Source organism: Nonomuraea sp. NPDC001684 (assembly GCF_053596515.1).
Map to the genome: position 1 here is coordinate 1 of NZ_JBSFGJ010000119.1, position 22,970 is coordinate 22,970.

Consider the following 22,970-nt stretch of genomic DNA (forward strand, 5'->3'; position numbering starts at 1 on the left):
GCTCGACGTGCAGCAGCGGCAGCCCGGCGGCCGGCCGGATCATCGTGCGCGGGCCGGCGACGTCCATCAGGGCGGGGGCGGCGATGAGTTTCGTCGGTGGGGGTGGTCAGTATGGGGGTGACGAGGACTGCTGACGAAACCCATGACCGCCAGGCCGGCCGTGACGAGGTCGGGCCCGAGACCGATAGAGGTACCGTGTCCAGCCCACAACTCGAATCATCCGCCAAGGGCGTGTCCGCCGGTTCGGGCCGTACGCCCGCCGTGATCCGGTTGCTGGTGCTGGCGACGTTCGTGGTCGTGCTCAACGAGACGATCATGATCAACGCGATCCCCCGGCTGATGGACGCCATGCACATCACCGAGCAGACCGCCCAGTGGCTCTCCACGGCCTTCATGCTGACCATGGCCGGGGTCATCCCGATCACCGGCTGGTTCCTGCAGCGGGTCACCACCCGCACGGCGTACACCACCGCCATGGGGCTGTTCCTGCTGGGCACGGCGCTGGCCGCGGTCGCGCCGGTGTTCGGGGTGCTGCTGGGGGCCCGGATCGTCCAGGCGTCCGGCACGGCCGTGATGATGCCGCTGCTGATGACCACGCTGATGCAGGTCGTGCCGGAGAAGGACCGGGGGCGGGTGATGGGCAACGTGACGCTGGCGATCTCCGTCGCCCCGGCCATGGGCCCGGCGATCTCCGGGGTGATCCTGCACTTCGGGTCGTGGCGGCTGCTGTTCGCGGTGGTGCTGCCGATCGCCGGGCTGATCACGTGGAGCGGCCTGCGGCAGCTCAGGAACACCGGCGAGCCCGAGGTCAGCACGATCGACTGGTTCAGCGTGGTGACGGCGGCGGCCGGGTTCGGCGGGCTGGTCTACGGGCTCAGCCGGTTCGAGGGCGGGGACGTGCGCGTCGCCGCCGCGATCACGGCGGCCGGGCTGGTCACCATCGCCGTCTTCGTGGTGCGCCAGCTCGTGCTGCAGAGGCGCGGGGCGCCGCTGATGGACCTGCGCACGTTGCGCCACCGCACGTACACGGTGGCGCTGGTGCTGATGTCGGTGGCCTTCATGGCGATGCTCGGGTCGATGATCCTGCTGCCTCTCTACCTGCAGAACGTCCGGGCGCTCAGCCCGCTGGAGACCGGGCTCCTGGTGATGCCGGGCGGGCTGGCGATGGGTCTGCTCGGCCCGGCCGTCGGCCGCGTGTTCGACAACCACGGCGGCCGGGTGCTGGTCATCCCCGGCGCGATCGGGATCATGCTCGCGCTGGCCGGGTTCACCCAGGTCACGATGACGATGCCGTACTGGCAGCTGCTGGGCCTGCACGCGCTGCTCATGGTGAGCCTGGCCGCGACCTTCACCCCGGTCTTCACGCTCGGGCTCGGAGCGGTCCCGCCGCACCTGTACCCGCACGGCAGCTCGATCCTGAGCACGCTCCAGCAGGTCGCCGCGGCGATCGGCACCGCGCTGGTGGTCACCGTGATGAGCGCGCGGGCCGACACCCTGCGGGCCGAGGGGCTCACGCAGGCGCTGGCGACCCTCGGCGGCATGCGGCTGGCGTTCGTGGTGGGCGCGGTCCTGTCGGTGGCGGTGGTGGTGACCGCGTTGCTGCTGCCGTCCCGGGCGGAGCGCGCCGTCGAGCACTAGGAGCGCGCCGTCGAGCGCTAGGGGCGCGCCGTCGAGCGCTAGGGGGCGGTGGCGCCCAGGTAGGTGAGGACGGCGCGCACCCGGCGGTTGGTGTCGTCGTCGGCGGCGAGGCCGAGCTTGGCGAAGATCGTGGTCGTGTACTTGCTGATGGCGCCCTCGCTGAGGAACAGCCGGGCCGCGATCGCCGCGTTCGACAGGCCCTCGGCCATCAGTTCGAGCACCGAGCGTTCGCGTTCGGTGAGGGTGGCGAGGGGGTCGGCGTGGGCGGGGCGGCCGAGCAGCTTGGCGACCACCGTCGGGTCGAGCGCCGTGCCGCCGTCGGCGACGCGGGCGAGCGCGTCCATGAACTGGCCGGCGTCGAGTACGCGGTCCTTGAGCTGGTAGCCGACGCCGCCCTGGCCGTCGGCCAGCAGTTCGCGGGCGTAGAGCTGCTCCACGTGCTGGGAGAGGATCAGCACGGGCAGACCCGGCACCTCGCGGCGGGCGGCGAGCGCGGCCTGGAGCCCCTCGTCGGAGAAGGTCGGCGGCAGCCGCACGTCCACGACGGCCACGTCGGGACGGTGGCCGACCAGCGCTTCGAGCGCCGCGGGCCCGGAGTCGACGGCCGCGACGACGGTGTGCCCGTACGCCTGGACGAGACGGACGAGCCCGTCGCGGAGCAGGAAGAGATCCTCGGCTATGACAATTCGCACGGCACCGCCACTGAGACGCGGGTGGGACCCCCGAGGGGGCTGTCGATGTCCAGACGGCCGCCGAAGGCGGCCATCCGGCGTCTGACGCCGTCCAGCCCGGAGCCGGCGGACGCGCTCGCCCCGCCGGCGCCGTCGTCGGTGACGGTCGCGGTGAGGGTCCGCGCCTGCGGCTGGTAGCCGAGCTCGACGGTCGCCCGGGTGGCGCGGGCGTGTTTGGCCACGTTCGCCAGCAGCTCGGCGACGGCGAAGTAGACCGCGGACTCGACCGGACGCTCGGGCCGCGCGGGCACGGAACTGCGTACGGCCACCTCGACGGGCGCGTCGAGCGCCAGGGCCCGGACGGCGTCGACCAGGCCGCGCTCGGTGAGCACCGGCGGGTTGATGCCGCGCACCAGCGAGCGCAGCTCGGCCAGCGCCGCGATCGACGAGGCGCGGGCGTCGGCCAGGATGGCGCGGGCGGCGGCGGGGTCGGTCTCCAGGAGGTGTTCCGCGGCCTGCATCGACATGCCCATGCCGACCAGCCGCGCCTGGGCCCCGTCGTGCAGGCCGCGCTCGATGCGTTCGAGCTCGTCGGCCTGGGTCTGGGTGAGATCGGCGCGGACGGCCTCCAGCTCCGCCACCCGCCGGCCGAGCCGCGAGTCCGGGATCGGGCCGAGGAAGCGGCCGGCCAGGGGGCCGAGGACGCGCCAGGCGAACGGCGCGGCGGCCAGCCCGGCGACGATCAGTGCCAGGCCGAGACCGCGGAAGTCCGGGACGAGCGTCAGGTAGGCGCCGCCGGCCAGGCCGACCAGCGGCAGGGCGGCGACCGGCAGCACGGTCAGCCCGGCGAGCACGCACCACAGCCCGTCCCAGTGCAGCTGGGGGTCGTGGAAGCGGGCGTTCATCCGGGCGCGGCGGCGGGCCTCCCGTTCGGACTTGTGGTACTCCTCGCCGTCCCACCAGTGGCCGGTGGCCATGCGGGTGACCGGCGAGGGGGTGCGGTAGGCGACCTCGATACGCAGGCCGAGCCAGCGCGCGGCGAGCCGGCGGGCGGCCTGGCTGAAGGTGCGGCTGGTCAGCGGGTGCACGACCCACAGGGCGACGGCGATCCACAGGATCACCACCAGCGTCTCGCCCAGCAGCGCCAGGGCCACGACGAACGGCGGCGCGGTCAGGTTCGCCGACCAGGAGTAGGCCAGCTTGGCGCCGAAGTGGCCGACGACGACGCCGACGGCCGGCATCAGGCAGGTCAGCAGGACCAGGACGGCCGAGCGGCAGAGCCCGAGCACGATCTCGGCGCCCCAGCGCAGGGGCCCGCCCCTCGCGGGCGACCTCACCTGACAGCGTCCTTCGGCACGGCGCAATTGTGCCAGCCTGCCCTTTTTGGTGATGTTCGGGCACCCCATCGGGCTGTCACGTCTGTCTTCTCCGGTTCCCGGGCGGTTCCGCCCGACCTGGGAGAACGTACGGCTGCAGGCCCCTCCCCCGGTATCCCGCTACGCCCCCGTACGAAGTGGGCCCAGACCCACCGCGACGCCGACGGCGGCGCGGACGAACGCGGCCACCGCCGGCGAGCGGGACCCCTGCGGCCACCCCACGGCCAGCTCGGACGGCGACAGGTCGGCGACCTCCCGGTAGGCGATGCCCGGCCGGGGGTGCCGCCGCGCCACCGAGACGGGGACGAACCAGACGGCGCTCCCCAGTTCCACCAGGTTGCAGACCTGGGCCAGGTCCAGGCCGGTGCGGCGCGGCGGGTGGCCGGGGAGGGGTTCGGCGCCGTCCCGCTCGGCGGGGGTGCCGTCGGGCAGCGGCCGGCCGGCCAGGTCGGCCATGGCGAGGACGGGCCGGGCGGCCAGCGGGTCGGCGGCCGGCAGCGCGACCAGCCGGGGCTCGCTCAGCAGCGGCTCGGTGTCGAGGTCGCGGTCGTCGAAGGGGGTGGTCAGCAGCGCGACGTCGGCCCGGCCGTCGCGCAGGGCGGGGGCCTGCTCGTTGCGCCCGCCCAGCAGCAGCTCGACCGGGAGCGCGCCCTCCTCGTCGCGGTAGGCCGCGAGGATCCGCGGCAGCAGCCCGGCGTCGTAGTCGGCCTTGAGCGCCACCCGGAGCCCCGGCTCGGGACGGGCCGCGTGCCGGACCCGGCGGGCCGCCGCGGCGACCGCGTCGAGGGCGGTCCGGGCGTCGCGCAGGAAGACCTCGCCCGGCGGGGTGAGCGCGACCTGCCGCGTGGTGCGCTCCAGCAGGCGCACGCCCAGCCGGCGTTCCAGCTCGCGGATCGCCCGGGACAGCGGGGGCTGCGCCATGCCCAGCCGCTCGGCGGCCCGCCCGAAGTGCAGCTCCTCGGCCACGGCCACGAAGTAGCGGAGCTCGCGGACCTCCAGGTCATTCATATCCGCAGGGTATCAATGGTGATCGGATCGGTCCTTCAGGTTCGCCGCCGCGCTCGGTTGACTGGCCGTGCCCCCCAGCACGACTGTCCCCGATTCCCCCTGGAGTTCTCCTTGATCGTCATCACCACGCCCACCGGCCGGATCGGCCGGCAGGTTCTCGACCTCGTCCTGGCCGCGGACGAGCCGGTCCGCGTCGTCGTGCGGGACCCGGCCCGGCTGCCGGCGGCCGTGCGGGAGCGGGTGGAGGTCGTGCCGGGTTCGCACGGCGACGCCCGCGTCGTCGAGGAGGCGTTCGCGGGCGCCGACGCCGTGTTCTGGGTCGTCCCGCCGAATCCGCGGGCCGCCGGACTCGACGCCGCCTACCTGGACTTCAGCCGTCCGGCCTGCGAGGCGTTCGTGCGCCGCGGGGTGGGCCGGGTGGTCGGGGTCTCGGCCCTGGGCCGCGGCCTGCCGCTGAACGCCGGTCTCGTGACGGCCTCGCTGGCCATGGACGACCTGATCGCCGCCACGGGCGTGCCCTACCGGGCCCTGACAATGCCCTCGTTCATGGACAACCTGCTCGACCAGGCGGCGGTGATCAGGGACCAGGGCGTGTTCTTCTCGCCGGTCCGCGGTGACCTGAAGGCCCCCGTCTGCGCCACCCGCGACATCGCGGCGGTGGCCGCCGGGCTGCTGCTCGACCGCGACTGGACCGGGCGGGCCGACGTCCCGGTGCTCGGTCCGGAGGACCTGTCGGGCGAGGACATGGCGCGGATCATGTCGGAGGTGCTGGGACGGCCGGTCGGCCTGCGGCACGTGCCGATGGCGGCGTTCACGGCCATGCTGGCCGAGCGGGGCTGGTCGGAGGCGATGGCCCAGGGGATGGCCGACATGATGGAGGCCAAGAACCAGGGGCTGGACAACGCCGAGCCGCGTACCCCGCAGGCCACCACGCCCACCGGTTTCCGCCAGTGGTGCGCGGACGAGCTGCGGCCGCCCGTCCTGGGCTGAGCGGTCCCTTGTGCGGGGCTCGGGTGCGGCGTAGCGTGACTGATGACCAGATTTCATATCCAGTCACGAGGTGTGGCGCATGGCGGAAAGGGCGGACCGGATCCTCGACGCCGCGGGCGAGCTGCTCCTGCGTCACGGCTACCGCAGGGTCACCGTCGACGACATCGCGGGCCGCGCCGGGGTCGGCAAGGGCACCATCTACCTGCACTGGCGGACCAAGAACGAGCTGTTCGAGGCGCTGCTGCTGCGGGAGTCCATCGAGGTCGTGGAGGAGTTCGCGGCGCTGCTGCGGCACGACCCCGCCCAGGTGCTGCCGCATCGTTTCTCGCGGGCGGCCTTCGTCTCCATGAGCCGCAGGCCGCTGCTGCGGGCGCTGTTCACCACCGACATCGAGCTGCTGGGCAAGCTGGCCAAGCACCCGCTGCGCAGCCACGACGTCCTCGCGGCCGAGCGGTTCCAGCGGGTGGCCGACCGGTACGGCCTGCTCAGGCCCGACATGCCGCACCCCCGGTACACGCTGAGCGCCGCGTCCACGGGTTTCTACCTGCTCGGCGGCATCGACACCGTCGGGACGGAGCTGAGCGTCGAGGAGCAGGCGGACGCGCTCGCCTTCACCGTGCGCCATGCCTTCGAGCCCGCCGTGCAGCCGTCCGCCGAGGTTCTGGAGGCGGCGGCGGCGGAGTACGTCGCGATTCTTGAGGAACTGATCCCGCCCTACCGAAAGTGGATCTACGACTAAGGAGAGGCGATGTCCGACATCGTCGAACGGTACAACATCTCCAAACAGCACTTCTGGCTGCACGGGCCGCGATCGGGCCCGTCCGTCGAGTACGACGCCGCCGCCGGGATGTACAACGTCCACGGCTACCAGGAAGTGCACGACGTGCTCGCCGACCCCGTCACGTTCTCCTCCGACACCATGCGGCTGATCCCCAAGGGCCTGCTGCCGGAGGGCGAGGACTTCTCGCTGAAGGGGTTCATCACCCAGATCGACCCGCCGGAGCACGGCAAGCTGCGCAAGCTGGTCAGCAGCGCGTTCACCCGCAAGGTCGTCGCGGACCTCGAACCGCGGATCGCCCAGCTCACCCACGAGCTGCTCGACGCGGCCGACGGCCGCGACCGCCTGGAGCTGGTGGCCGACCTGGCCTACCCGCTCCCCGTCATCGTCATCGCCGAGCTGCTGGGGGTGCCGAGCAGCGACCGCGCCCTGTTCAGGCAGTGGGCCGACGGGCTGTTCCAGCGCGACGCCAAGGTCTCGCTCGCCGAGCCGGTGGAGAGCCAGAGTGCGAACGTGGCGAACACCCTCAAACCATGGCGGGAGATGACGCAGTACCTCGCCGGGCACGCCGCGGAGCGCCGCGCACGGCCCCGCGCCGACCTGCTCACCAAGCTGGTCGAGGCCGAGGTGGACGGCGAGCGCCTGCCCGACGACCAGGTCGTCAACTTCGCGATACTGCTGCTGCTCGCCGGGCACATCACCACGACGATGCTGCTCGGCAACACGGTGGTGTGCCTGGACGCCTTCCCCGACCAGCAGGACAAGGTACGGGCCGACCGCTCCACCGTGCCGGCCGTGATCGAGGAGTCGCTGCGGCTGTTCACCCCGTTCGCCGGGCTGGCCCGGTCGACCACCCGCGAGGTCGAGCTGGGCGGGGTGACGATCCCGGCCGACAAGATGGTCATGCTCTGGCTCGGCTCGGCCAACCGGGACCCCGAGCAGTTCCCCGACCCCGACGTCTTCGACGCCGGCCGCGATCCCAACCCGCATCTCGCCTTCGGCCGGGGCATCCACTTCTGCCTGGGCGCTCCGCTGGCCCGGCTGGAAGGGCGGGTGGCGCTGAACATCCTGCTCGACCGGGTCGGCGTCCTGCGCACCGATCCCGGCGACCCGGTGGTCTTCATGCCCACGCCGACCATGACGGGGGTGAACCGGCTTCCGCTCGTGCGGTGACCCGCCGCCGCGCGGGGGCCGGTTCCCGCCCTCGTCAAGCGCGGGTCCAGGACGCGGCAAAGTGCCGCGCGTCGCCGTGGGCGTCCCGTCCTGTGGGGGCCAAGGTGGCTTGTTCACCTTCGTCGCACCACAAGAGGGGACGATCCTGGCTATGAGCGGCAAGCAGCGGAAGCTGGAGCTGAGCGTGCCGCAGATCGTGGGAAGCGCCCTGGCCGCGGTCACCGCCGCGGTCGCGGCCTCCTACCTCGGGACGGCGGGGACGGTGATCGGCGCCGCGATGATGAGCGTGGCCAGCACCGTCATCGCCGACGTCTACACGCATTACCTCAAGCGCACGGGCGACAGGGTGAAGCGGCGCACGGCGGTCGCCCTGCGCGGGAAGAGGCCGCGGTGGGCCAGGGTGGGCGGCGCCGCGGCCCTGGTGTTCACCGTCAGCATGGGCAGCATCGTGATCTACGAGGTCATCGCGGACCGCACGGTGGCCGACCAGGTCGCCGGACGGACCCCGGGCCAGGCCGGCAAGGCCCCCGGCCGCAAGGACCGCCGGGACGGGCGGGCGGCCGGGGAGCCGCGGCACGAACGTCCCGCGACCCGGCCGCCGAGCCCGACGCCGTCACCCGGGCCGTCCACCGGCCCGTCCGCGACGCCCACGCCGTCCGTGCCGGTCACGGTCACGCCGACGCCCACGCCGGGCTGGACGGGCTCGGCCGGCCCGTCCCCCACGGCCACGCCGGACGCCACCCCCTCGGACCCCGCCCCCACCACCCTGCCCTCGCCGACCGACAGGGACCCGGGCGAGCCGGCCGACCCGAACTTCGGCGACCTCCTCTTCCGCTGACCCGGCTGTCACGCGGTCGCCGGCGGGCGGTGCGCCGAGCAGTGGATCCCAAGTGGCTTCCAAGTAGGCGTTCCTAGGCTTGCCGGGAGTTGAGTGGAGAGGCGGGTGAGCCATGGGGGTGGCGGGTGACGGTTCCAGGCGGGGGGCGCCGGCCTTGAACGATCCGTACGGCAAGACGCGCCCCGCCCCGCGCCACGCGGCACCCCCCGCGCGGGACCCGCGGGAAGGGCAGGGCATCTACCGGGAGGAGGCGTTGCGGCACCGGGCGATGTCGCGGGTCACCCGGATGCCGCCGGTGATCAGCACCCCGTCGTTCCTCGCGCTGTGGCTGCTGGTGGCCGCGCTCCTCGCCATCGGCCTCCTGCTGACCATGGCCGCGGTGGAGGCGGTCGCCTGATGTTGCGCCGCCTGCCCGTACTGCTCCAGAACACCGACACCGAGTGCGGCGCGGCCTGCCTGGCCATGGTGCTGTGCCACCACGGGCACCGCACCACGCTCCACCAGGTCGCCGAGCGCCTCCAGGTCGGCAGGGACGGCCTGAGCGCCAAGGCGATCGTGGACGGCGCCCGCGACCACGGCCTCAAGGCCCGCGCCTTCTCCCTGGCCCCCGAGGACCTGGCCCGCGTGCCGCTCCCCGCCGTCGCGCACTGGGAGTTCAACCACTTCATCGTGGTCGAACGCTGGTCCCCCGACCGCGTGGACGTCGTCGACCCCGGGCACGGCCGCCGCAGGCTGACGCCGGAGGAGTTCGGGGCCGGGTTCACCGGCGTGCTGCTGGTGTTCGAGCCGGGCGAGGGGTTCCGGCGCGGCACGACCTCGGCGGCGAGCGCCTGGCGCAGGGAGTTCGTCCGGACGTTGTTCCGGCGGCGCAGGGGGCTGCTCGCGCAGCTCATCGCGGCCTCGTTGCTGCTGCAGGTGCTCGGGCTGGCGCTGCCGATGTTCTCGCAGCTCCTCCTGGACTCCATCGTGCCCAGGCGGGCGGTGGACGTGCTGTCCCTGCTGGGCGTCTCCGTGCTGCTCGCGGGGGCGGCCCAGCTGGTGATCGGGTACCTGCGGGCGGCGCTGCTGGTCGCCGTACGGGCCCGTGCCGACCAGGAGCTCACCGAGAGCCTGGTCAGCCATCTGGTGACGCTGCCGTACCGGTACTTCCAGCAGCGCGGCAAGGGCGACCTGGTGACCAGGGCGGGCAGCGTCTCGACGCTCGGCGACATCCTCACCGGGCAGGTCGTGGCGGCGCTGCTGGACGGCCCGCTGGCCGTGGGCTACCTGGTGCTGGTCTACCTCTGGGACCCGGTGTTCGGGCTGGCGCTGACCGGGCTGGCCGTGCTGCAGACGGTCCTGCTGCTGGCCACGACCAGCCGGATCGCCACGCTCACCCGGCAGGAGCTGACGGCGCTGTCGGCGTCCCAGACCAGCCTGATCCAGACGATCACCGGCATCGAGACGCTGAAGGCGTCGGGCGCCGAGAAGCGGGCCGTGGACCAGTGGTCGTCGCACTTCGCCAGGCAGCTCAACGCGGACGTGCGGGCCGGGCTGACCAGAGGGCTGCTGGAGTCGGCGCTGGCCGCGATCCGGGTGACGGCGCCGCTCGGGCTGCTGTGGCTGGGCGCCTGGCGGGTGCTCGACGGGCAGCTCACGGTGGGCGCGCTGGTGGCGCTGAACGCCATCGCGCTCGGCGCGCTGACTCCGCTCGGCTCGCTGATGACCGGGCTGCAGAGCCTCCAGCAGGCCGGCGCGCACTTCGACCGGCTGTCCGACATCCTGGCCTCGGAGCCGGAGCCGAGCAACGGCATCGAGGTGCTGCGGCTGCGGGGCGCGGTCGAGCTGCGCGGGGTGAGCTTCCGCCACGACCCGCGCGCCCCCTGGACCGTGCGCGACGTCTCGGTCTCCATCCGCCCTGGTCAGAAGGTCGCCCTGGTGGGCGCGTCCGGCTCGGGCAAGAGCACGCTGGCCCGGCTGCTGCTCGCGCTGCACACGCCCGTGCTCGGTGAGATCCGTTACGACGGCGTCCCGGCCGCCGAGCTGAACCTGCGCACGCTGCGCCGCCAGTTCGGCGTGGTCACCCAGGATCCGTCCCTGTTCAGCGGCTCGATCAGGGAGAACATCGCGCTGAACGAGCCGGGCGCGTCCCTGGAGCGGGTGGTCGCCGCGGCCCGCCTGGCGGCGCTGCACGACGAGATCATGGACATGCCCATGGGGTACGAGACGATGCTCACCGACGGCGGCGGCCTGTCGGGCGGGCAGCGGCAGCGGCTCGCCCTGGCCCGCGCCGTCCTGTCGCGCCCGAAGGTGCTGCTGCTCGACGAGGCCACCAGCAACCTCGACAGCGCCACGGAGGCGGCCATCGAGGCGAACCTGAGCCGGCTCGTCCAGACCAGGATCGTGATCGCCCACCGGCTCAGCACGGTCAGGGACGCCGACCTGATCCTCGTGATCGACGCGGGCCGGGTGGTGCAACGCGGCACCCACGACGAGCTGACGGCCATCGGCGGCAAGTACGCCGAGCTGGTCGCCGCCCAGGCCGTGCTCTCCTGACCCCGTCACGACAGCCGGACGGTCACCGTCACAGAGGCGCCCTCCAGGTCGGCCGTCGGCCCGAGGACGAGCCTCAGCCGGTCGCCCGTCGCCGCCCCCGTGAGCAGCGGGTGGCCGCGCAGCACGCCGGCGACCGGCCGGTCCCAGGTCACGGTGAGCCCGTCCAGGTCGCGCCGGGGATCGGCCACGGTGACGGTGGCCGTGCCCGTGGCGTCCTCCCTGACCAGCACGGCGCAGGGCGCGGAGGCGGCGAGCGGGCCGGCGGCGCCCTCGTTCCAGAAGGCGGCCGCGGTGACGCCCAGCGCGTCCACCCGGACGGCCTGCCGCCGCGCGGTGTTGGCGAGCACGCGGGCCCACCCGCGATCGGCGGCCCTGGCGGCCGTGCGCGCGCGGCTCGCGCCCGGCAGCAGCAGGTAGACGTAGTCCGCCTGGTCCGGGTCGACGCCGTGGTCGAGCCAGAGCGTGACGTAGTCGCGGTCGCCGCGCCGTTCGCGCAGGGTGCGCAGGCCGTCCGGCACCACGTAGCCGCCGTGGCCGTCGAGGTGCGCCCACCCCGCCCGGAGATCGGCGGTCAGGGGGGCGGCGGTCCTGCGGTTGTCCACGATCGTCTCGACCGGCACGCCGTCCGCGGCGCTGATCCCCGCGCCGAGGCAGACCACTGCGTCGTCGAGGAAGAACCACGACTTGAACGCCTCCATCGTGCTGTCGAGGCCGTTCAGGTGCTGGCCGACGACGGCGTACGTGCCGTCCGTGGCGCCGCCGACCCAGCGGCCGGGCGGGCAGGTGTCCCCCCAGGCCGGGCCCGCGCCGTCGGGCAGCCGCCGAGTGGAGACGGTCGTGCCGGGCAGCCGGTAGGGGTCGACGGTCGTCCAGAACGAGTCGGAGTACTGGTCGGCGTGGCAGTCGGCCCACCAGTAGAGCAGGCCGGAGCCGGTGTGCCAGCCGCGCAGGTTCTCGCCGTTGCCGTGCTCGTAGTGGCCGATCGTGGCGGAGGCCATGCTGAGCGCGGCGCACCAGCCCGGCCGGCGGTGCACGGCCCGCGCGCTCATCGGGAACAGCCGGTGGCCGACGGGCTCCGGCGCGGCGGGCACGGCGTCGTCGGCCAGGACGGCGGTCAGGCGGGCGTGGAAGGCCGGGCCGGCCTCGTCCTGCATGGGACGGCACGTCTGGCGCACCGCCCAGCCCTTGACCATCGCCTGCCAGCGGGCCCGGTCGGCGGCCGGGGCCACCTCGCCGAGCAGCAGGATCGCGGCGGCCAGCTCGCGGCCCCTGTCGTGGTCGCCGAACGGCTTCCTGCCGATCCCCCTGCCGCGCACCAGGTCCATGCAGAACCCGTCGTGCACGAACGGCGCGAACGACCGCTCCACCATGGCGAACACGGTCGGGTCCACGACCTCCCACGGCGTGCCGCGCAGCACCGCGAACAACGTCGCGAGCCCGGTGAGCAGCGTCACCCCGTAGCCGCCCTGGTACGGCACGGTCGAATGCTGGACGAACGACCCGTCCCGGTAGAAGCCGTCGCCCTCGGCGACCACGCGGAACACCGGGGCGAGCGCCGAGGCCGCCAGCGCCGCCTTGCCGGGGTCGGACCTGAGCATGGCGCGCAGCAGCATCACCACGCACAGGTCCACCCGGTTGGCGGCGGTGCTGGTGCCGCTGTAGTCGCCGAGGCGGCTCTCGGGCACGAAGTGGTCGACCGCGTCCCGCAGCGCGGCGCCGCGCCGCTCGCCCAGGTGCGGCCCGACCAGCACGGCCGCGTCGAGCAGCGCCCTCGGCACGCCGATCTCCCAGTGCCACCAGTTGCCCGCCGGGTCGGCGCCGGCGGCGTACACGTGGCGGCGGTAGTGGTCGATCCCGGCGGCGACGGCGGCGGCCAGGGTGGCGTCGCCGGTCAGCCCCGTCCCCGGCAGCGCGTACGCGCGGGCCATGGCCAGCAGCCGCCCCGGCGTCGCGGCGAACGACGGGAACGGCTGGTCCGCCCAGAGCGACGTGCCCGTGTACGCCATGGCCGCGCGGTACCGGGCCGCCCGCCGCCCGGTCTCGGCCAGCCGCGTCCGGTACGGCTCCGCGCCCGCGTCGAACCCCGACCCAAGCGTCACCTCGCGCCACTGGCGGCGCAGCCTGACGAAGGAGTCGTCCGGCGTGTGGGCGGGCTCGGGCCGGGCGAGCGCCCCCGCCACGGCGGCCACGGCGACCGCGCCCGCCTGGAGGAGGAGTCGCCTGGACGGCCGGTGCACGCCTCGATTATGGCCCCGGCATCGCAGGGCCCGCGGGCGGTCAGACCTCCAGCAGGGTCTTGCCGTTCACCGCGCGGGCCTCGATCGCCGCGTGCGCCTCGGCCGCCCGCTCCAGCGGGAACGTGCGCCCGACGACCGCCTTGAGCCGCCCGGCCGCCGCCTCGGCGAGCGCGCGCACGGCCCGCTCGTTCCCGTCCTGGCCCAGGGCGAACAGCTGCTCCAGGCCGATCACCGTGACGCCCCGGCGGTCGGCCTCCGCCGGATCGACGGTCGTGGCGCTGCCGCTGGACGCGCCGTGCACGGAGAACCGCCCGCCGCGCGCGGTCACCTCGAACGCCTGGCGGCCGAGCTCGCCGCCCACGCCGTCGAAGACCACGTCGGGGCCGCGCCCGCCGGTCGCGTCGAGGACCTCCTGGGTCCAGCCGGGACGCGAGTAGTCGACGGCCGCCTCGGCGCCGAGCCCGGCGACCACCGTCAGCTTGGCCGGGCTGCCCGCCGTCCCGATGACCCGGGCACCGGCCGCGCGCGCGAGCTGCACGAGCAGGCTGCCGAGCCCGCCGGCCGCGGCCTGGACGAGCACCCGTTCGCCGGGCCGGATCGCGGCGTTCTCGAACAGGCCCACGGCCGTGTTGCCGTCGATGAGCAGCGCCGTGGCGTCGGCCAGCGCGAGCCCGTCCGGCACCTCGATCAGGTCCGCGGCCCTGGCCACGACCAGTTCGGCGTTCCCGCCGCCGAAGCCCGGCGTACGGGTCACCACCCGCCGCCCCACCAGCCCGGCATCGACGTCATCGCCCACCGACAACACGAGCCCGCCGACGCCCGCACCCGGCACGTACGGCGGCTCCGGCAGCGGCGGCCCCGGCGTGATCCCCCGCCTGAGCTGCGTCTCGATGAAATTGATCTCGGCGAAGCCGACCTTCACCACGACCTCGCCCGGTCCGGCCACCGGGTCCGGGACGGTCCGCGTCTCCAGCACCTCGGGCCCGCCGAACCGCGTCACCTGCACCACTCTCATGACCACTCCTCATCCCGGAAAACGTCCACGGCCAGCGTGCAACCTCAAGACGACTTGAGGTCAACTCGTCAGCCCGGCGCCCGCCCGCTTGATGGTCCTGATGATCGGCGCGGTCTCGATGTGCCGGATGGCGGGCAGCGCGCCCAGACTGTCGGTGAGGTAGCGGTAGAAGGCGGTGTCGTCGCGGCACACCACGCTGGCCGCGAGGTTCGTCGGGCCCGTGGTCGCCCCGGCGAAGGCGACCTCCGGGTGCTCGGCCAGCGCCCGGCCGGTGGCGTCGAGGTCGGCGGGCGGCACCGACATCCACAGCTGGGCCTCGACCCGGTAGTCCAGGAGCCGGGGCAGCACGTCCATGTCGAAGAACAGGGCGCCGGCCGCGCAGAGCTGTTCCATCCGCCGCCGGACCGTGGACTCCGACCAGCCGGTCGCCGCCGCCAGGTCGGCGTGGCCGGTGCGGCCGTCGCGGGACAGCTCGGCCAGCAGCGCGTCGTCGCCGGGGCCGAGCGTCACGTCCTCGCCGGTGTCGCGGGGGGCGTACACGCGGCCGGCCCGCAGGTGGGCGACCTGGTCGGCGGAGAGCGCGGCGAGCCCGGCCCAGCCGATGCGGCCGCCGACGAACATGTGCAGGGTCCGGTGCGCCGACACCGCGAGCACCCGGTTGGTCCTGGCCAGCTTGGTCAGCAGCAGCGGCTCGCGTTCCCGGTCGAGGCGCTGGATGGCGCCGCAGGAGATCTCGGTGCCGCCGGACAGCAGATGCACCCAGAACGTGTCGGGCCGCCGTCCGAGTGCCTCGGCGATCGAGGCGCCGGCGTCGGGCGTGCAGCGCAGCCGGATGGCCCACGACTGGTGGCCGAGCCGCTGCCGGTCCACCACGCCGACGACCCGGATCCCGCCGCCGGAGCGCAGCCGCCGGTAGCGGCGGGCCACCCGCTGGTCGGACACCCCCAGCACCTCGGCGATCCGACTGAACGAGGCCCGCCCGTCCACCTGCAACGCGTGCAGCAGCCCGCGGTCGACCTCGTCGAGCCTGACGTTTTCCACCAGAACAGGCTACAGAGCGCGGAAAACCGGCAGAAGAGCCTCGACGGCTAGGGGCATCCCCCGTCCGGGCCGGACCCTTGCCGCCATGAACACGACACTGACCCGTACGAGCTGGTGGCCGCTGGCCGCCGCCTGCCTGGGCGCCTTCATGCTCCTGGTGGACGTGACCATCGTCATGGTGGCCCTGCCAGGCATCACCGCCGACCTGAAGATGTCCTTCACCGACGCCCAATGGCTCCTGGACGGCTACGCCCTGGCCCTGGCCGCGCTGCTGCTGGCGGCCGGCTCGGTCGCCGACCACGCGGGGCGGCGCAAGGTGTACCTGATCGCCCTCTGCGTGTTCGCGCTCGCCTCCCTGGCCTGCGGCCTCGCGCCCACCGGGGGCCTGCTGCTGGCGGCCCGCGTGCTGCAGGGGGCGGGCGGCGCCGCCATGATGGCCACGACGCTGGCCCTGATCAGCGCCACCTACCACGGCCGGGAGCGCGGCATCGCGTTCGGCGTGTGGGGCGGCGTGAACGGGGCCGCCGCGGCGCTCGCCCCCGTGCTGGGCGGGCTGCTCACCGAGCACCTGCACTGGCGGGCCGTCTTCCTGGTGAACCTGCCCATCAGCCTGGCCGCCGCCTGGATGACCTGGCGCACGGTCGGCGAGTCCCGCCTGCCGGGCGGGGGGCGGCTGGACCTGGCCGGGATGGGCACGTTCACCCTGGCGGCGGGCGCGCTCACGTACGGGCTGATCGAGGCCGGACCGAACGGCTGGACGTCGGCGCGCACGCTGGCGCCGCTCGCCGTGGCGGTGCTCGCGTTCGCCGCGTTCGTGCTGGTGGAGTCGCGCGGCGCGCATCCCATGGTGGATCTGCGGCTGTTCGCGAACAAGGCGTTCAGCGGGATCATGGCGGGGGCCGGGCTGCTCATGCCGGCCGCGTTCGCCTGCCTGGCCTTCACCTCGCTGTGGTTGCAGCAGGCCGGCGGGCTGGGGCTCGGGCCGGTGCAGGCGGGGCTGGCGCTGACGCCCATGGCCGGCACCTCGCTGGTCGTCTCGGTCGCCGCCGCCCGCCTGCTCCCCCGGCTGACGGCGCGCGCCGCGGTCGGCGGCGGGCTGCTGCTGATCGCCGCGGGCGCGCTGCTGCAGGGCATGCTCGACGAGCACTCCACGTGGACGGCGCTCGCGCCGGGCCTGGTGGTGACGGGGATCGGCGTCGGCCTGGCCATCCCGGCCCTCAGCTCGGCCGCCATGGCGCACGTCCCGCCGCACCGGGCCGGGATGGCGGCGGGCGCGGTCAACACCGTCAGGCAGCTCGGGTACGCCCTCGGCGTCGCCGCCTTCGGCATCCTGTTCCAGGACGGCATGACCGGGCCGGGCTCGTTCCCCTCGGCGCTGAACGCCGTCTACCTGGCCGCCGCGGTCACCGGGCTGTTCGCCGGGCTGCTGGTGCTGGCCGCCGTCCGGCCGGCGCGGTCGGCGTGAGCGGGGGAGCCGGCGCGGTCAGCGTGCGCGGGGCAGCGGCTCGCGGGCCAGCCAGGTGAGGGCGGCCAGCAGGTGCACCCGCCACCAGTAGCCGTCGTGGCCGCCGATCCACGCCGCGCACCGGTGGGCCACGCCCGCCCCGGCCAGGCGCGCGGCCAGCGAGCGCGCGCAGTCGAGCGAGGCCGGTTCGAGCGTGCCCGCCGCGAGGTAGCGGGGCGCCCGTACGGAGGTGTCGAGGAGCTGCGGCAGCAGGTCGGGGCTGAGGGCGACGGCCGCGGCGATCCGGCCGGGGCACCGGTCGGCGGCGGTCAGCGCGAAGGCCGCGCCTTCGGAGAAGCCGGCGCTGATGACGTGGCTCGCCTCGGGGAAGCCGGGCAGGACCTCGCCGACGACGAACGCCAGGTGCGCCGCGAAGCGCCGCGGGTCGGCGTAGGGCAGGTACTCCCTGGCCCGCCCGTCCGGGTACGGCCCCGGCGCGCCGGCGGCGTGCGGGCCGGCCAGGATCAGCGGCGGCAGCGCGCCGGCCAGGATCGCCGGCTCCAGCACCCGGGCGTGCGACTCGGCGGCCTGCCCGTCGGCCAGCAGGCACAGGGGCATCGGCCGGATCGGGCCGGGCGGCCGGTAGACGGTGATCGCACGGCGCTCGCCCAGGTGGACGCTGCTGATCTCGCGGGTGACCAGCGTGCCGGCGAGCCGGACGGCCGTCGCGGGGGCGGGGGCGGCGCGGGAGCCGTGCCAGATCCGCTCCACCGGCCGGCCGCCGGGAGGCACCGCGGTGACGCCGATCACGGCCCGGTCCAGGTGCCGTACGCGCAGGGACAGCTCCCACAGGTCGGCCGCCCCCTTGACCGGCCACATAGGGAACCGCACGCCACCGACGAGCTGGGCGTTCGGCCCCTGCCAGAGCACGTGCAGCACGTCGTCGTCCTCGCCCCAGACGGCCAGCGGCCCGCCGGTCAGCATGGGCCGCAGCTCGGCCAGGGCGCGTCGCCGCCACACGCGCGCGAAGTGCACGCCGTCGGGCAGCTCGTGGGCGTAGCGGCGCCTGGCCCGGCGGCGGTTGCCCCGCAGCAGCGCCTGGTTGCGCTGGGCGAGCGTCTCGCGGCCGGCGGCGGCGCGTTCCTCGTCCGTCACGCCGGCCTCGCCGAAGGCGACCTTGTCACCGTGGAACTCGATGGTCTGCACGGCGAGCCGATCACCTGGGGGCATACCTGTACCAAAGCCTGCCGGCCCGCCCGGCGCAAGAATCCCAGGTCAGTGGACGCGGCTCCGGATCAGCCGGTCGAGCAGGCCGTGCACCTGGGCGGGTGACAGGGCGGCGCCCTCGCGCAGGCACTCGGCCAGCTCGGCGGCGGGCAGCGCGCGCCGGATCAGCTCCTCCCGCTCGGCGCCGTCGGCCGGGTCCAGCTCCGGCGGCGAGAAGCCGACCCGGGCCCCGACCGCCTCGACCGCGCCGAGCAGGCGGGCGCCGTCCCGCGGCAGCCCGCCCGCGGTGAGCACCCCGGCCAGCGTGTGCGCCATGACCAGCCAGGACGTGACGTCCTTGTCCTCGTCGAGCATGCGCAGGATCGGCAGCCCGGACGCCAGCGGCCGGTCGGTACGGCCGCCCAGCAGGTCGATCTTCATCAGCAGCCAGGTCGAGGAGGCGGTGACGAAGCGGTGTCCCGTCCTGGTGGCCACCTCGATCGACCGGGTCAGCCAGCCGGCCGCCTCGCCCGTCTCCCGGGCGAACACCAGCAGCATGCCGAGCACCATCAGCGCCTCGGCGTGCAGCCACGCCATGCCGGCCACCTCGGCCAGGTCGAGCGCGGCACGGGCGTCGGCCAGGGCGTTCGGCGCCCCGCACAGGCCGCCGAACAGCGCGCGGTAGGTCAGGGCGCGCCCCTCGGCGACCAGGTCGTCGGCCAGGCGGGCCATCTCGGCCGCCTCCCTGGCCCGCCGGCTCGCGGCGGCGAAGTCGCCGGCCAGGTAGTGCAGGCCGGCCATGCCGATCAGCGCCTGGGAGCGCACGCCGGGCTCGGCGTCGGGGTAGAGCTCCATGGCCGCCGACAGGCTGGCCAGCCCCTCGGCGACGTGGCCCCTGCGGTACCAGAACCACGACAGCAGGCCGGTGAGCCGCAGCGCGTACCCGCCGTCGCCGGCCAGCATCGCCGAGGTGAACGCGGCCCGGTGCTCGGCCTGGTCGGCGAGGAGCACCTCCATCGCGGCGGTCGCCCCCTCGCCGCGGATCCTGGCGTCGGCGGCCTCGGCGCGGGTCAGCACCCAGGCGCGATGCGCGGCCTGGGCCTCGGCCAGCTCGGCCGGGTCCTGCCGGGCGCGGGCGAACTCCTTGATCGTCTCCAGCAGCCGGTAGCGGCGCGGCGAGGTGCCGGGCTCGACGGCGACCAGCGACTTGCGCACCAGCGCGCCCAGGCCGCCCAGGACCGGCCGCCCGCACACCGCGGCCGCGGCGTCCAGGTCGAAGCCGGAGGCGAACGCGCCGAGCCGGTGGAACAGCTCGCGCTCAGCGGGTTCGAGCAGGTCGTAGCTCCACTCCACGGTACGGGCCAGCGTGCGGTGCCGCTGCGGGCCGGCACCGTCGGTGAGCACGCTGAACCTGTCGTCCATCGAGGTGAGGATCTGCTCGACCGACAACATGCGGCACTGCCCGGCGGCCAGCTCGACCGCCAGGGGCAGCCCGTCGAGCCCCAGGCAGAGGCGTTCGGCGTTGGCCAGTTCGGCGGGCGTCGGCTCCCAGCCGGGCGCGGCGGCCCTGGCCCGGCTCAGGAACAGGTCGCGGGCGTCCGCCGTGGACAGCGGCGGCACGTCGTACAGGGCCTCGCCCGGCACGCCGAGCGTCTCGCGGCTGGTGGCCAGCACGCGTACGCCGCCCGCCCCGGCCAGCAGCTCGGACACCGTGTCCCGGACGGCCGTCACGAGGTGCTCGCAGTTGTCGATCACCAGCAGCGGGCTGCGGGCGCGCAGCGCGTACGCCAGGCGTTGCCCGGTGACCGGCCCGGTGAGCCCGAGCACCTGGGCGATGGCCCCGGCCACCAGCGAGGGGTCGGCCAGCCCGGCGAGCTCCACCAGCCACGGCCCGTCGGCGTCGTCCCTGGCCCGCGCGGTCTCCAGCGCCAGCCGGGTCTTGCCGATGCCGCCCGGCCCGCTGAGCGTGACCAGCCGGTGCTCGGCGAGCAGCGCGGCCACCTGCTCGACCTCGGCCGCCCGGCCGACCAGCGCGGTCACGGGGAAGGGCAGGTTTCCGCCGCGTTCCGGCAGCGGCGCGGCGCCGCCGGGACGCAGCGCGTCGTCCTGGGCCAGCACCGCCGCCTCCAGCTCGCGCAGCCCCGGCCCCGGATCGATGCCCAGCTCCTCGGCCAGCACGCGGCGGGCGGAGCGCAGCGCGGCCAGCGCGTCGCCCTGGCGGCCCGACCGGTACAGGGCCAGCACCAGCAGCTCCCAGCCGCGCTCGCTCATGGGCTGCTCGGCGATGAGCTTCTCCAGCTCCGGCACCACGGCCGCGTGCCGTCCGAGGGCGAGCTGCGCGGCGAACAGGCTCTCCCGCGCCGACAGGAACAGCCCCTGGAGCCGCGCGATCTCCGGGACGGCGAAGGCCGCGCCCGCGAACTCCCCGTACGGCTGCCCGCCCCACAGCTCCACGGCCTCGCTCAGCACCGCCAGCGCCGAGCTGTGGTCGCCCGACTCCAGCAGGAGCTGCCCTTCCGCGACCTTGCGGGCGAACCGCTCGGCGTCCACGGCGTCGGGCTCGACGCGCAGCGTGTAGCCGTTGCCGACGCGGGCCAGCACGCTCTGCGGCGCCCGGCTGGTCCGGCCGGGTTCGAGTGCCTTGCGCAGCCTGGTGATGTAGGAGTGCAGGGTGGGCATCGAGGCGGGCTCGCCCTCGTCCCAGGCGGCGTCGAGCACGCGTTCGGCCGAGACCACCTGCCCGCGCGCGGCGACCAGCACGGCGAGCACCGCGCGCTGTCTCGGGCCGCCGAGCGCGACCTCCACCCCGTCGATCTCGGCCACGATGGGCCCCAGCACCTTGACGCGCAGCGCCACTTTCCACCTCGGTTCCGCGGCCCGGGCCGCCCCGGGTCAAGGAAGCTTAAATGAGGTTCGGCACCTTTGGCTGCTTTGTTACGACTTGACTCATTCGTCATCTCCCCAGTTCGGAGCCAGGTTCCTGGCGATCCGGATGTCGTCGTTGCTCGTGCCGGCGGGCACCATGGGCCACACCATCGCGTCCCGGTGCACGACGAAGTCCACCACCACCGGCCGGTCGTCGATCGCCATGGCCTGCTCGACGGCCGCGTCCACGTCCTCGGGGCGTTCGCAGCGCAGGCCGTGGCAGCCGTACGCCTCGGCCAGCGCGACGAAGTCGGGGATGCGGCGGGCGGCGCGCAGGTCGGTGTTGGAGTGGCGGCCGTCGTACATGAGGGTCTGCCACTGGCGGACCATGCCGAGGCTGCCGTTGTTGATGACGGCCACCTTGATCGGCACGCCCTCCAGCGCGCACACGGCCAGCTCCTGGTTGGTCATCTGGAAGCAGCCGTCGCCGTCGATCGCCCACACCGTGCGGTCCGGGCAGCCGATCTTGGCCCCCATCGCGGCGGGGATCGCGAAGCCCATCGTGCCCGCGCCGCCGGAGTTGACGAACGAGCCCGGCCGCTCGTGGGCGATGAACTGGGCGGCCCACATCTGGTGCTGGCCCACGCCGGAGGTGTAGACGGCCTCAGGACCGGCCAGGGCGCTCAGCCGCTGCATGACGTACTGCGGGGCGAGCGCGCCCTCGACCGTCTCGTAGCCCAGCGGGTACGTGCGCCGGTACCCCTCCAGCGTGCGCAACCAGTCCGCGCGGTCGCCCGGCCGGCCGGCCAGGGCGGCGGTCAGCTCGGCCAGCACCTCCTTGCAGTCGCCCACGACGGGCACGTCGGCGTGCCGGTTCTTGGAGATCTCGGCCGGGTCCACGTCGGCGTGCACGACCTTGGCGTGCGGCGCGAACGTGCCCAGGTCGCCGGTGACGCGCTCGTCGAACCGGGCGCCGAGCGCGACGATCAGGTCGGCCCGCTGGAGGGCTCCGACGGCCGCGACCGAGCCGTGCATGCCGGGCATGCCCATGTGCAGCGGGTGGCTGTCGGGGAACGTGCCGCGGGCCATGAGCGTGGTGACGACCGGGATGCCGGTCAGCTCGGCCAGGCGCAGCAGCTCGGCGGACGCGCCCGCCTTGTGCACGCCGCCGCCGACGTACAGGACCGGCCGCCGGGCCGTGGCCATGAGCTCGGCGGCGGCCCTGATCTGCCGGGCGTTCGGCCGGGTGACCGGGCGGTAGCCGGGCAGCCGCATGACCGGCGGCCACACGAAGGCGGTCTCGGCCTGGAGCGCGTCCTTGGTGATGTCCACCAGCACCGGACCCGGACGGCCGGTGGAGGCGAGGTGGAACGCCTCCATGATCGTGCGGGGGATGTCGGCCGCGTCGGTGACCAGGAAGCTGTGCTTGGTGATCGACAGGGTGATGCCCGTGATGTCGGCCTCCTGGAAGGCGTCCGTGCCGATCTGCGAGCTGGGCACCTGGCCGGTGATCGCGACGATCGGCACCGAGTCCATGTAGGCGTCGGCGAGCGGCGTCACCAGGTTCGTGGCCCCCGGGCCGCTGGTCGCCATGCAGACCCCGACCTTGCCGGTGGCCTGCGCGTAGCCCTCGGCCGCGTGCCCGGCGCCCTGCTCGTGCCGGACCAGCACGTGCCTGATCGAGGTCGAGCGGTACAGCGGGTCGTAGGCGGGCAGGACGGCGCCGCCGGGGATGCCGAACACGGTGTCCACGCCGACTCTCTCAAGCGCCCGCACCAAAGCCTGCGCACCCGTCATCCCGCACTCCCCTCCCGGCGATCGACTCCCCTGGCGATCGTCAGGAGAGTCGATCAGGGGGCCCTTGTCATCCGCTGGTGGCCAGTTGCAGGTGCTTGCGGCCGGGCCCCCGGCGGGCCTCGGCCGCCCGGTCGCGCCACCAGGTCAGGCCGTTGCGGGCGGCCAGCCGTTCGAGCTCGGTCAGGTGCCGGACCGCGCTCTCGTGCCGGCCGGTCGCCTCGGCCAGCAGCGCGAGGTGCCAGTCCACCGGCCCCACCCAGGCGCAGGCCGACAGGACGGTGATCCGGCCGCCGAAGGGCAGCAGCGCCTCGTAGAGCAGGCGGCACTCGTGCACCCGGCCGAGCGCCGCCGCGGCGGC

General features: G+C 74.5%; 18 protein-coding genes. 8 read left to right on the forward strand and 10 right to left on the reverse strand.

The window, feature by feature from the left end; translation table 11 throughout:
* The first annotated feature begins 195 nt into the window (after positions 1-195).
* Positions 196-1,638, forward strand: a complete 1,443-nt coding sequence (locus ACWCSD_RS22020) for an MDR family MFS transporter (protein WP_387671612.1) — start codon at positions 196-198, stop codon at positions 1,636-1,638.
* A 38-nt stretch (positions 1,639-1,676) separates the two neighbouring features.
* Here ACWCSD_RS22020 and ACWCSD_RS22025 read toward each other — a convergent pair whose 3' ends face one another.
* The 3 genes from ACWCSD_RS22025 to ACWCSD_RS22035 all read right to left on the reverse strand — a co-directional run bounded on the left by ACWCSD_RS22025 (position 1,677) and on the right by ACWCSD_RS22035 (position 4,693).
* Positions 1,677-2,330: a response regulator transcription factor gene (locus ACWCSD_RS22025; protein ID WP_387671614.1), complete on the reverse strand. Its 654-nt coding sequence runs from the start codon at positions 2,328-2,330 to the stop codon at positions 1,677-1,679.
* Positions 2,315-3,646, reverse strand: coding sequence for a sensor histidine kinase (locus ACWCSD_RS22030; RefSeq protein WP_449917382.1), 1,332 nt, complete (start codon positions 3,644-3,646; stop codon positions 2,315-2,317). Before ACWCSD_RS22030 ends, ACWCSD_RS22025 begins: the two co-directional genes overlap by 16 nt.
* A 159-nt stretch (positions 3,647-3,805) precedes the next feature.
* Complete coding sequence (locus tag ACWCSD_RS22035; RefSeq protein ID WP_449917384.1) at positions 3,806-4,693, reverse strand: LysR family transcriptional regulator; 888 nt, start codon at positions 4,691-4,693, stop codon at positions 3,806-3,808.
* A 111-nt stretch (positions 4,694-4,804) separates the two neighbouring features.
* Between ACWCSD_RS22035 and ACWCSD_RS22040 the strand changes: the two genes are divergently transcribed.
* From ACWCSD_RS22040 to ACWCSD_RS22065, 6 genes are all read left to right on the forward strand, one after another.
* A complete protein-coding gene (locus tag ACWCSD_RS22040; protein ID WP_449917387.1) occupies positions 4,805-5,683 on the forward strand; it encodes an NmrA family NAD(P)-binding protein in 879 nt (292 codons plus the stop codon).
* Positions 5,684-5,762: 79 nt separating this feature from the next.
* Entirely contained in the window at positions 5,763-6,422 is a 660-nt protein-coding gene (locus ACWCSD_RS22045; protein ID WP_358291469.1) for a TetR/AcrR family transcriptional regulator, read from the forward strand.
* A 9-nt stretch (positions 6,423-6,431) separates the two neighbouring features.
* Entirely contained in the window at positions 6,432-7,634 is a 1,203-nt protein-coding gene (locus ACWCSD_RS22050; protein ID WP_397155339.1) for a cytochrome P450, read from the forward strand.
* A gap of 151 nt (positions 7,635-7,785) precedes the next feature.
* Positions 7,786-8,472 (forward strand): hypothetical protein, encoded by a 687-nt coding sequence (locus ACWCSD_RS22055; RefSeq protein ID WP_449917390.1) that lies wholly within the window; start codon positions 7,786-7,788, stop codon positions 8,470-8,472.
* Between the two features lie 154 nt (positions 8,473-8,626).
* Positions 8,627-8,869, forward strand: coding sequence for a hypothetical protein (locus ACWCSD_RS22060; RefSeq protein ID WP_397155335.1), 243 nt, complete (start codon positions 8,627-8,629; stop codon positions 8,867-8,869).
* Entirely contained in the window at positions 8,869-11,007 is a 2,139-nt protein-coding gene (locus ACWCSD_RS22065) for a peptidase domain-containing ABC transporter (protein WP_449917393.1), read from the forward strand. Before ACWCSD_RS22060 ends, ACWCSD_RS22065 begins: the two co-directional genes overlap by 1 nt.
* Positions 11,008-11,012: 5 nt before the next feature.
* On the opposite strand, the gene ACWCSD_RS22070 is transcribed toward ACWCSD_RS22065, so the two are convergent.
* From ACWCSD_RS22070 to ACWCSD_RS22080, 3 genes are read right to left on the reverse strand one after another with little or no spacing between them, the layout of a single operon-like run.
* Complete coding sequence (locus tag ACWCSD_RS22070) at positions 11,013-13,244, reverse strand: polysaccharide lyase 8 family protein (protein WP_449917395.1); 2,232 nt, start codon at positions 13,242-13,244, stop codon at positions 11,013-11,015.
* Positions 13,245-13,284: 40 nt separating this feature from the next.
* Positions 13,285-14,259 (reverse strand): zinc-binding dehydrogenase, encoded by a 975-nt coding sequence (locus ACWCSD_RS22075; RefSeq protein WP_449917398.1) that lies wholly within the window; start codon positions 14,257-14,259, stop codon positions 13,285-13,287.
* Positions 14,260-14,319: 60 nt separating this feature from the next.
* Positions 14,320-15,300: an AsnC family transcriptional regulator gene (locus ACWCSD_RS22080; RefSeq protein WP_397155327.1), complete on the reverse strand. Its 981-nt coding sequence runs from the start codon at positions 15,298-15,300 to the stop codon at positions 14,320-14,322.
* An 85-nt stretch (positions 15,301-15,385) separates the two neighbouring features.
* Between ACWCSD_RS22080 and ACWCSD_RS22085 the strand changes: the two genes are divergently transcribed.
* Complete coding sequence (locus ACWCSD_RS22085; protein ID WP_387671632.1) at positions 15,386-16,765, forward strand: MFS transporter; 1,380 nt, start codon at positions 15,386-15,388, stop codon at positions 16,763-16,765.
* 18 nt (positions 16,766-16,783) lie between these two features.
* Here the strand turns inward: ACWCSD_RS22085 and ACWCSD_RS22090 are convergent, their stop codons facing one another.
* The 4 genes from ACWCSD_RS22090 to ACWCSD_RS22105 form a co-directional block, all read right to left on the reverse strand.
* Positions 16,784-17,974: an alpha/beta hydrolase gene (locus ACWCSD_RS22090; protein WP_449917403.1), complete on the reverse strand. Its 1,191-nt coding sequence runs from the start codon at positions 17,972-17,974 to the stop codon at positions 16,784-16,786.
* A gap of 45 nt (positions 17,975-18,019) precedes the next feature.
* Complete coding sequence (locus ACWCSD_RS22095) at positions 18,020-20,806, reverse strand: BTAD domain-containing putative transcriptional regulator (RefSeq protein ID WP_397155321.1); 2,787 nt, start codon at positions 20,804-20,806, stop codon at positions 18,020-18,022.
* 90 nt (positions 20,807-20,896) lie between these two features.
* A complete protein-coding gene (locus tag ACWCSD_RS22100; protein ID WP_449917406.1) occupies positions 20,897-22,612 on the reverse strand; it encodes an acetolactate synthase large subunit in 1,716 nt (571 codons plus the stop codon).
* Between the two features lie 67 nt (positions 22,613-22,679).
* A partial coding sequence (locus ACWCSD_RS22105) for a hypothetical protein (protein WP_449917409.1) occupies positions 22,680-22,970 on the reverse strand: 291 nt, incomplete at its 5' end.

Excerpts from the sequence above, each read along its gene's own strand:
- ACWCSD_RS22035 (WP_449917384.1), bottom strand. The coding sequence starts at position 4,693 with ATGAATGACCTGGAGGTCCGCGAGCTCCGCTACTTCGTGGCCGTGGCC.
- ACWCSD_RS22045 (WP_358291469.1), top strand. The coding sequence starts at position 5,763 with ATGGCGGAAAGGGCGGACCGGATCCTCGACGCCGCGGGCGAGCTGCTC.
- ACWCSD_RS22050 (WP_397155339.1), top strand. The coding sequence starts at position 6,432 with ATGTCCGACATCGTCGAACGGTACAACATCTCCAAACAGCACTTCTGG.
- ACWCSD_RS22055 (WP_449917390.1), top strand. The coding sequence starts at position 7,786 with ATGAGCGGCAAGCAGCGGAAGCTGGAGCTGAGCGTGCCGCAGATCGTG.
- ACWCSD_RS22065 (WP_449917393.1), top strand. The coding sequence starts at position 8,869 with ATGTTGCGCCGCCTGCCCGTACTGCTCCAGAACACCGACACCGAGTGC.
- ACWCSD_RS22075 (WP_449917398.1), bottom strand. The coding sequence starts at position 14,259 with ATGAGAGTGGTGCAGGTGACGCGGTTCGGCGGGCCCGAGGTGCTGGAG.
- ACWCSD_RS22085 (WP_387671632.1), top strand. The coding sequence starts at position 15,386 with ATGAACACGACACTGACCCGTACGAGCTGGTGGCCGCTGGCCGCCGCC.
- ACWCSD_RS22090 (WP_449917403.1), bottom strand. The coding sequence starts at position 17,974 with ATGCCCCCAGGTGATCGGCTCGCCGTGCAGACCATCGAGTTCCACGGT.
- ACWCSD_RS22100 (WP_449917406.1), bottom strand. The coding sequence starts at position 22,612 with ATGACGGGTGCGCAGGCTTTGGTGCGGGCGCTTGAGAGAGTCGGCGTG.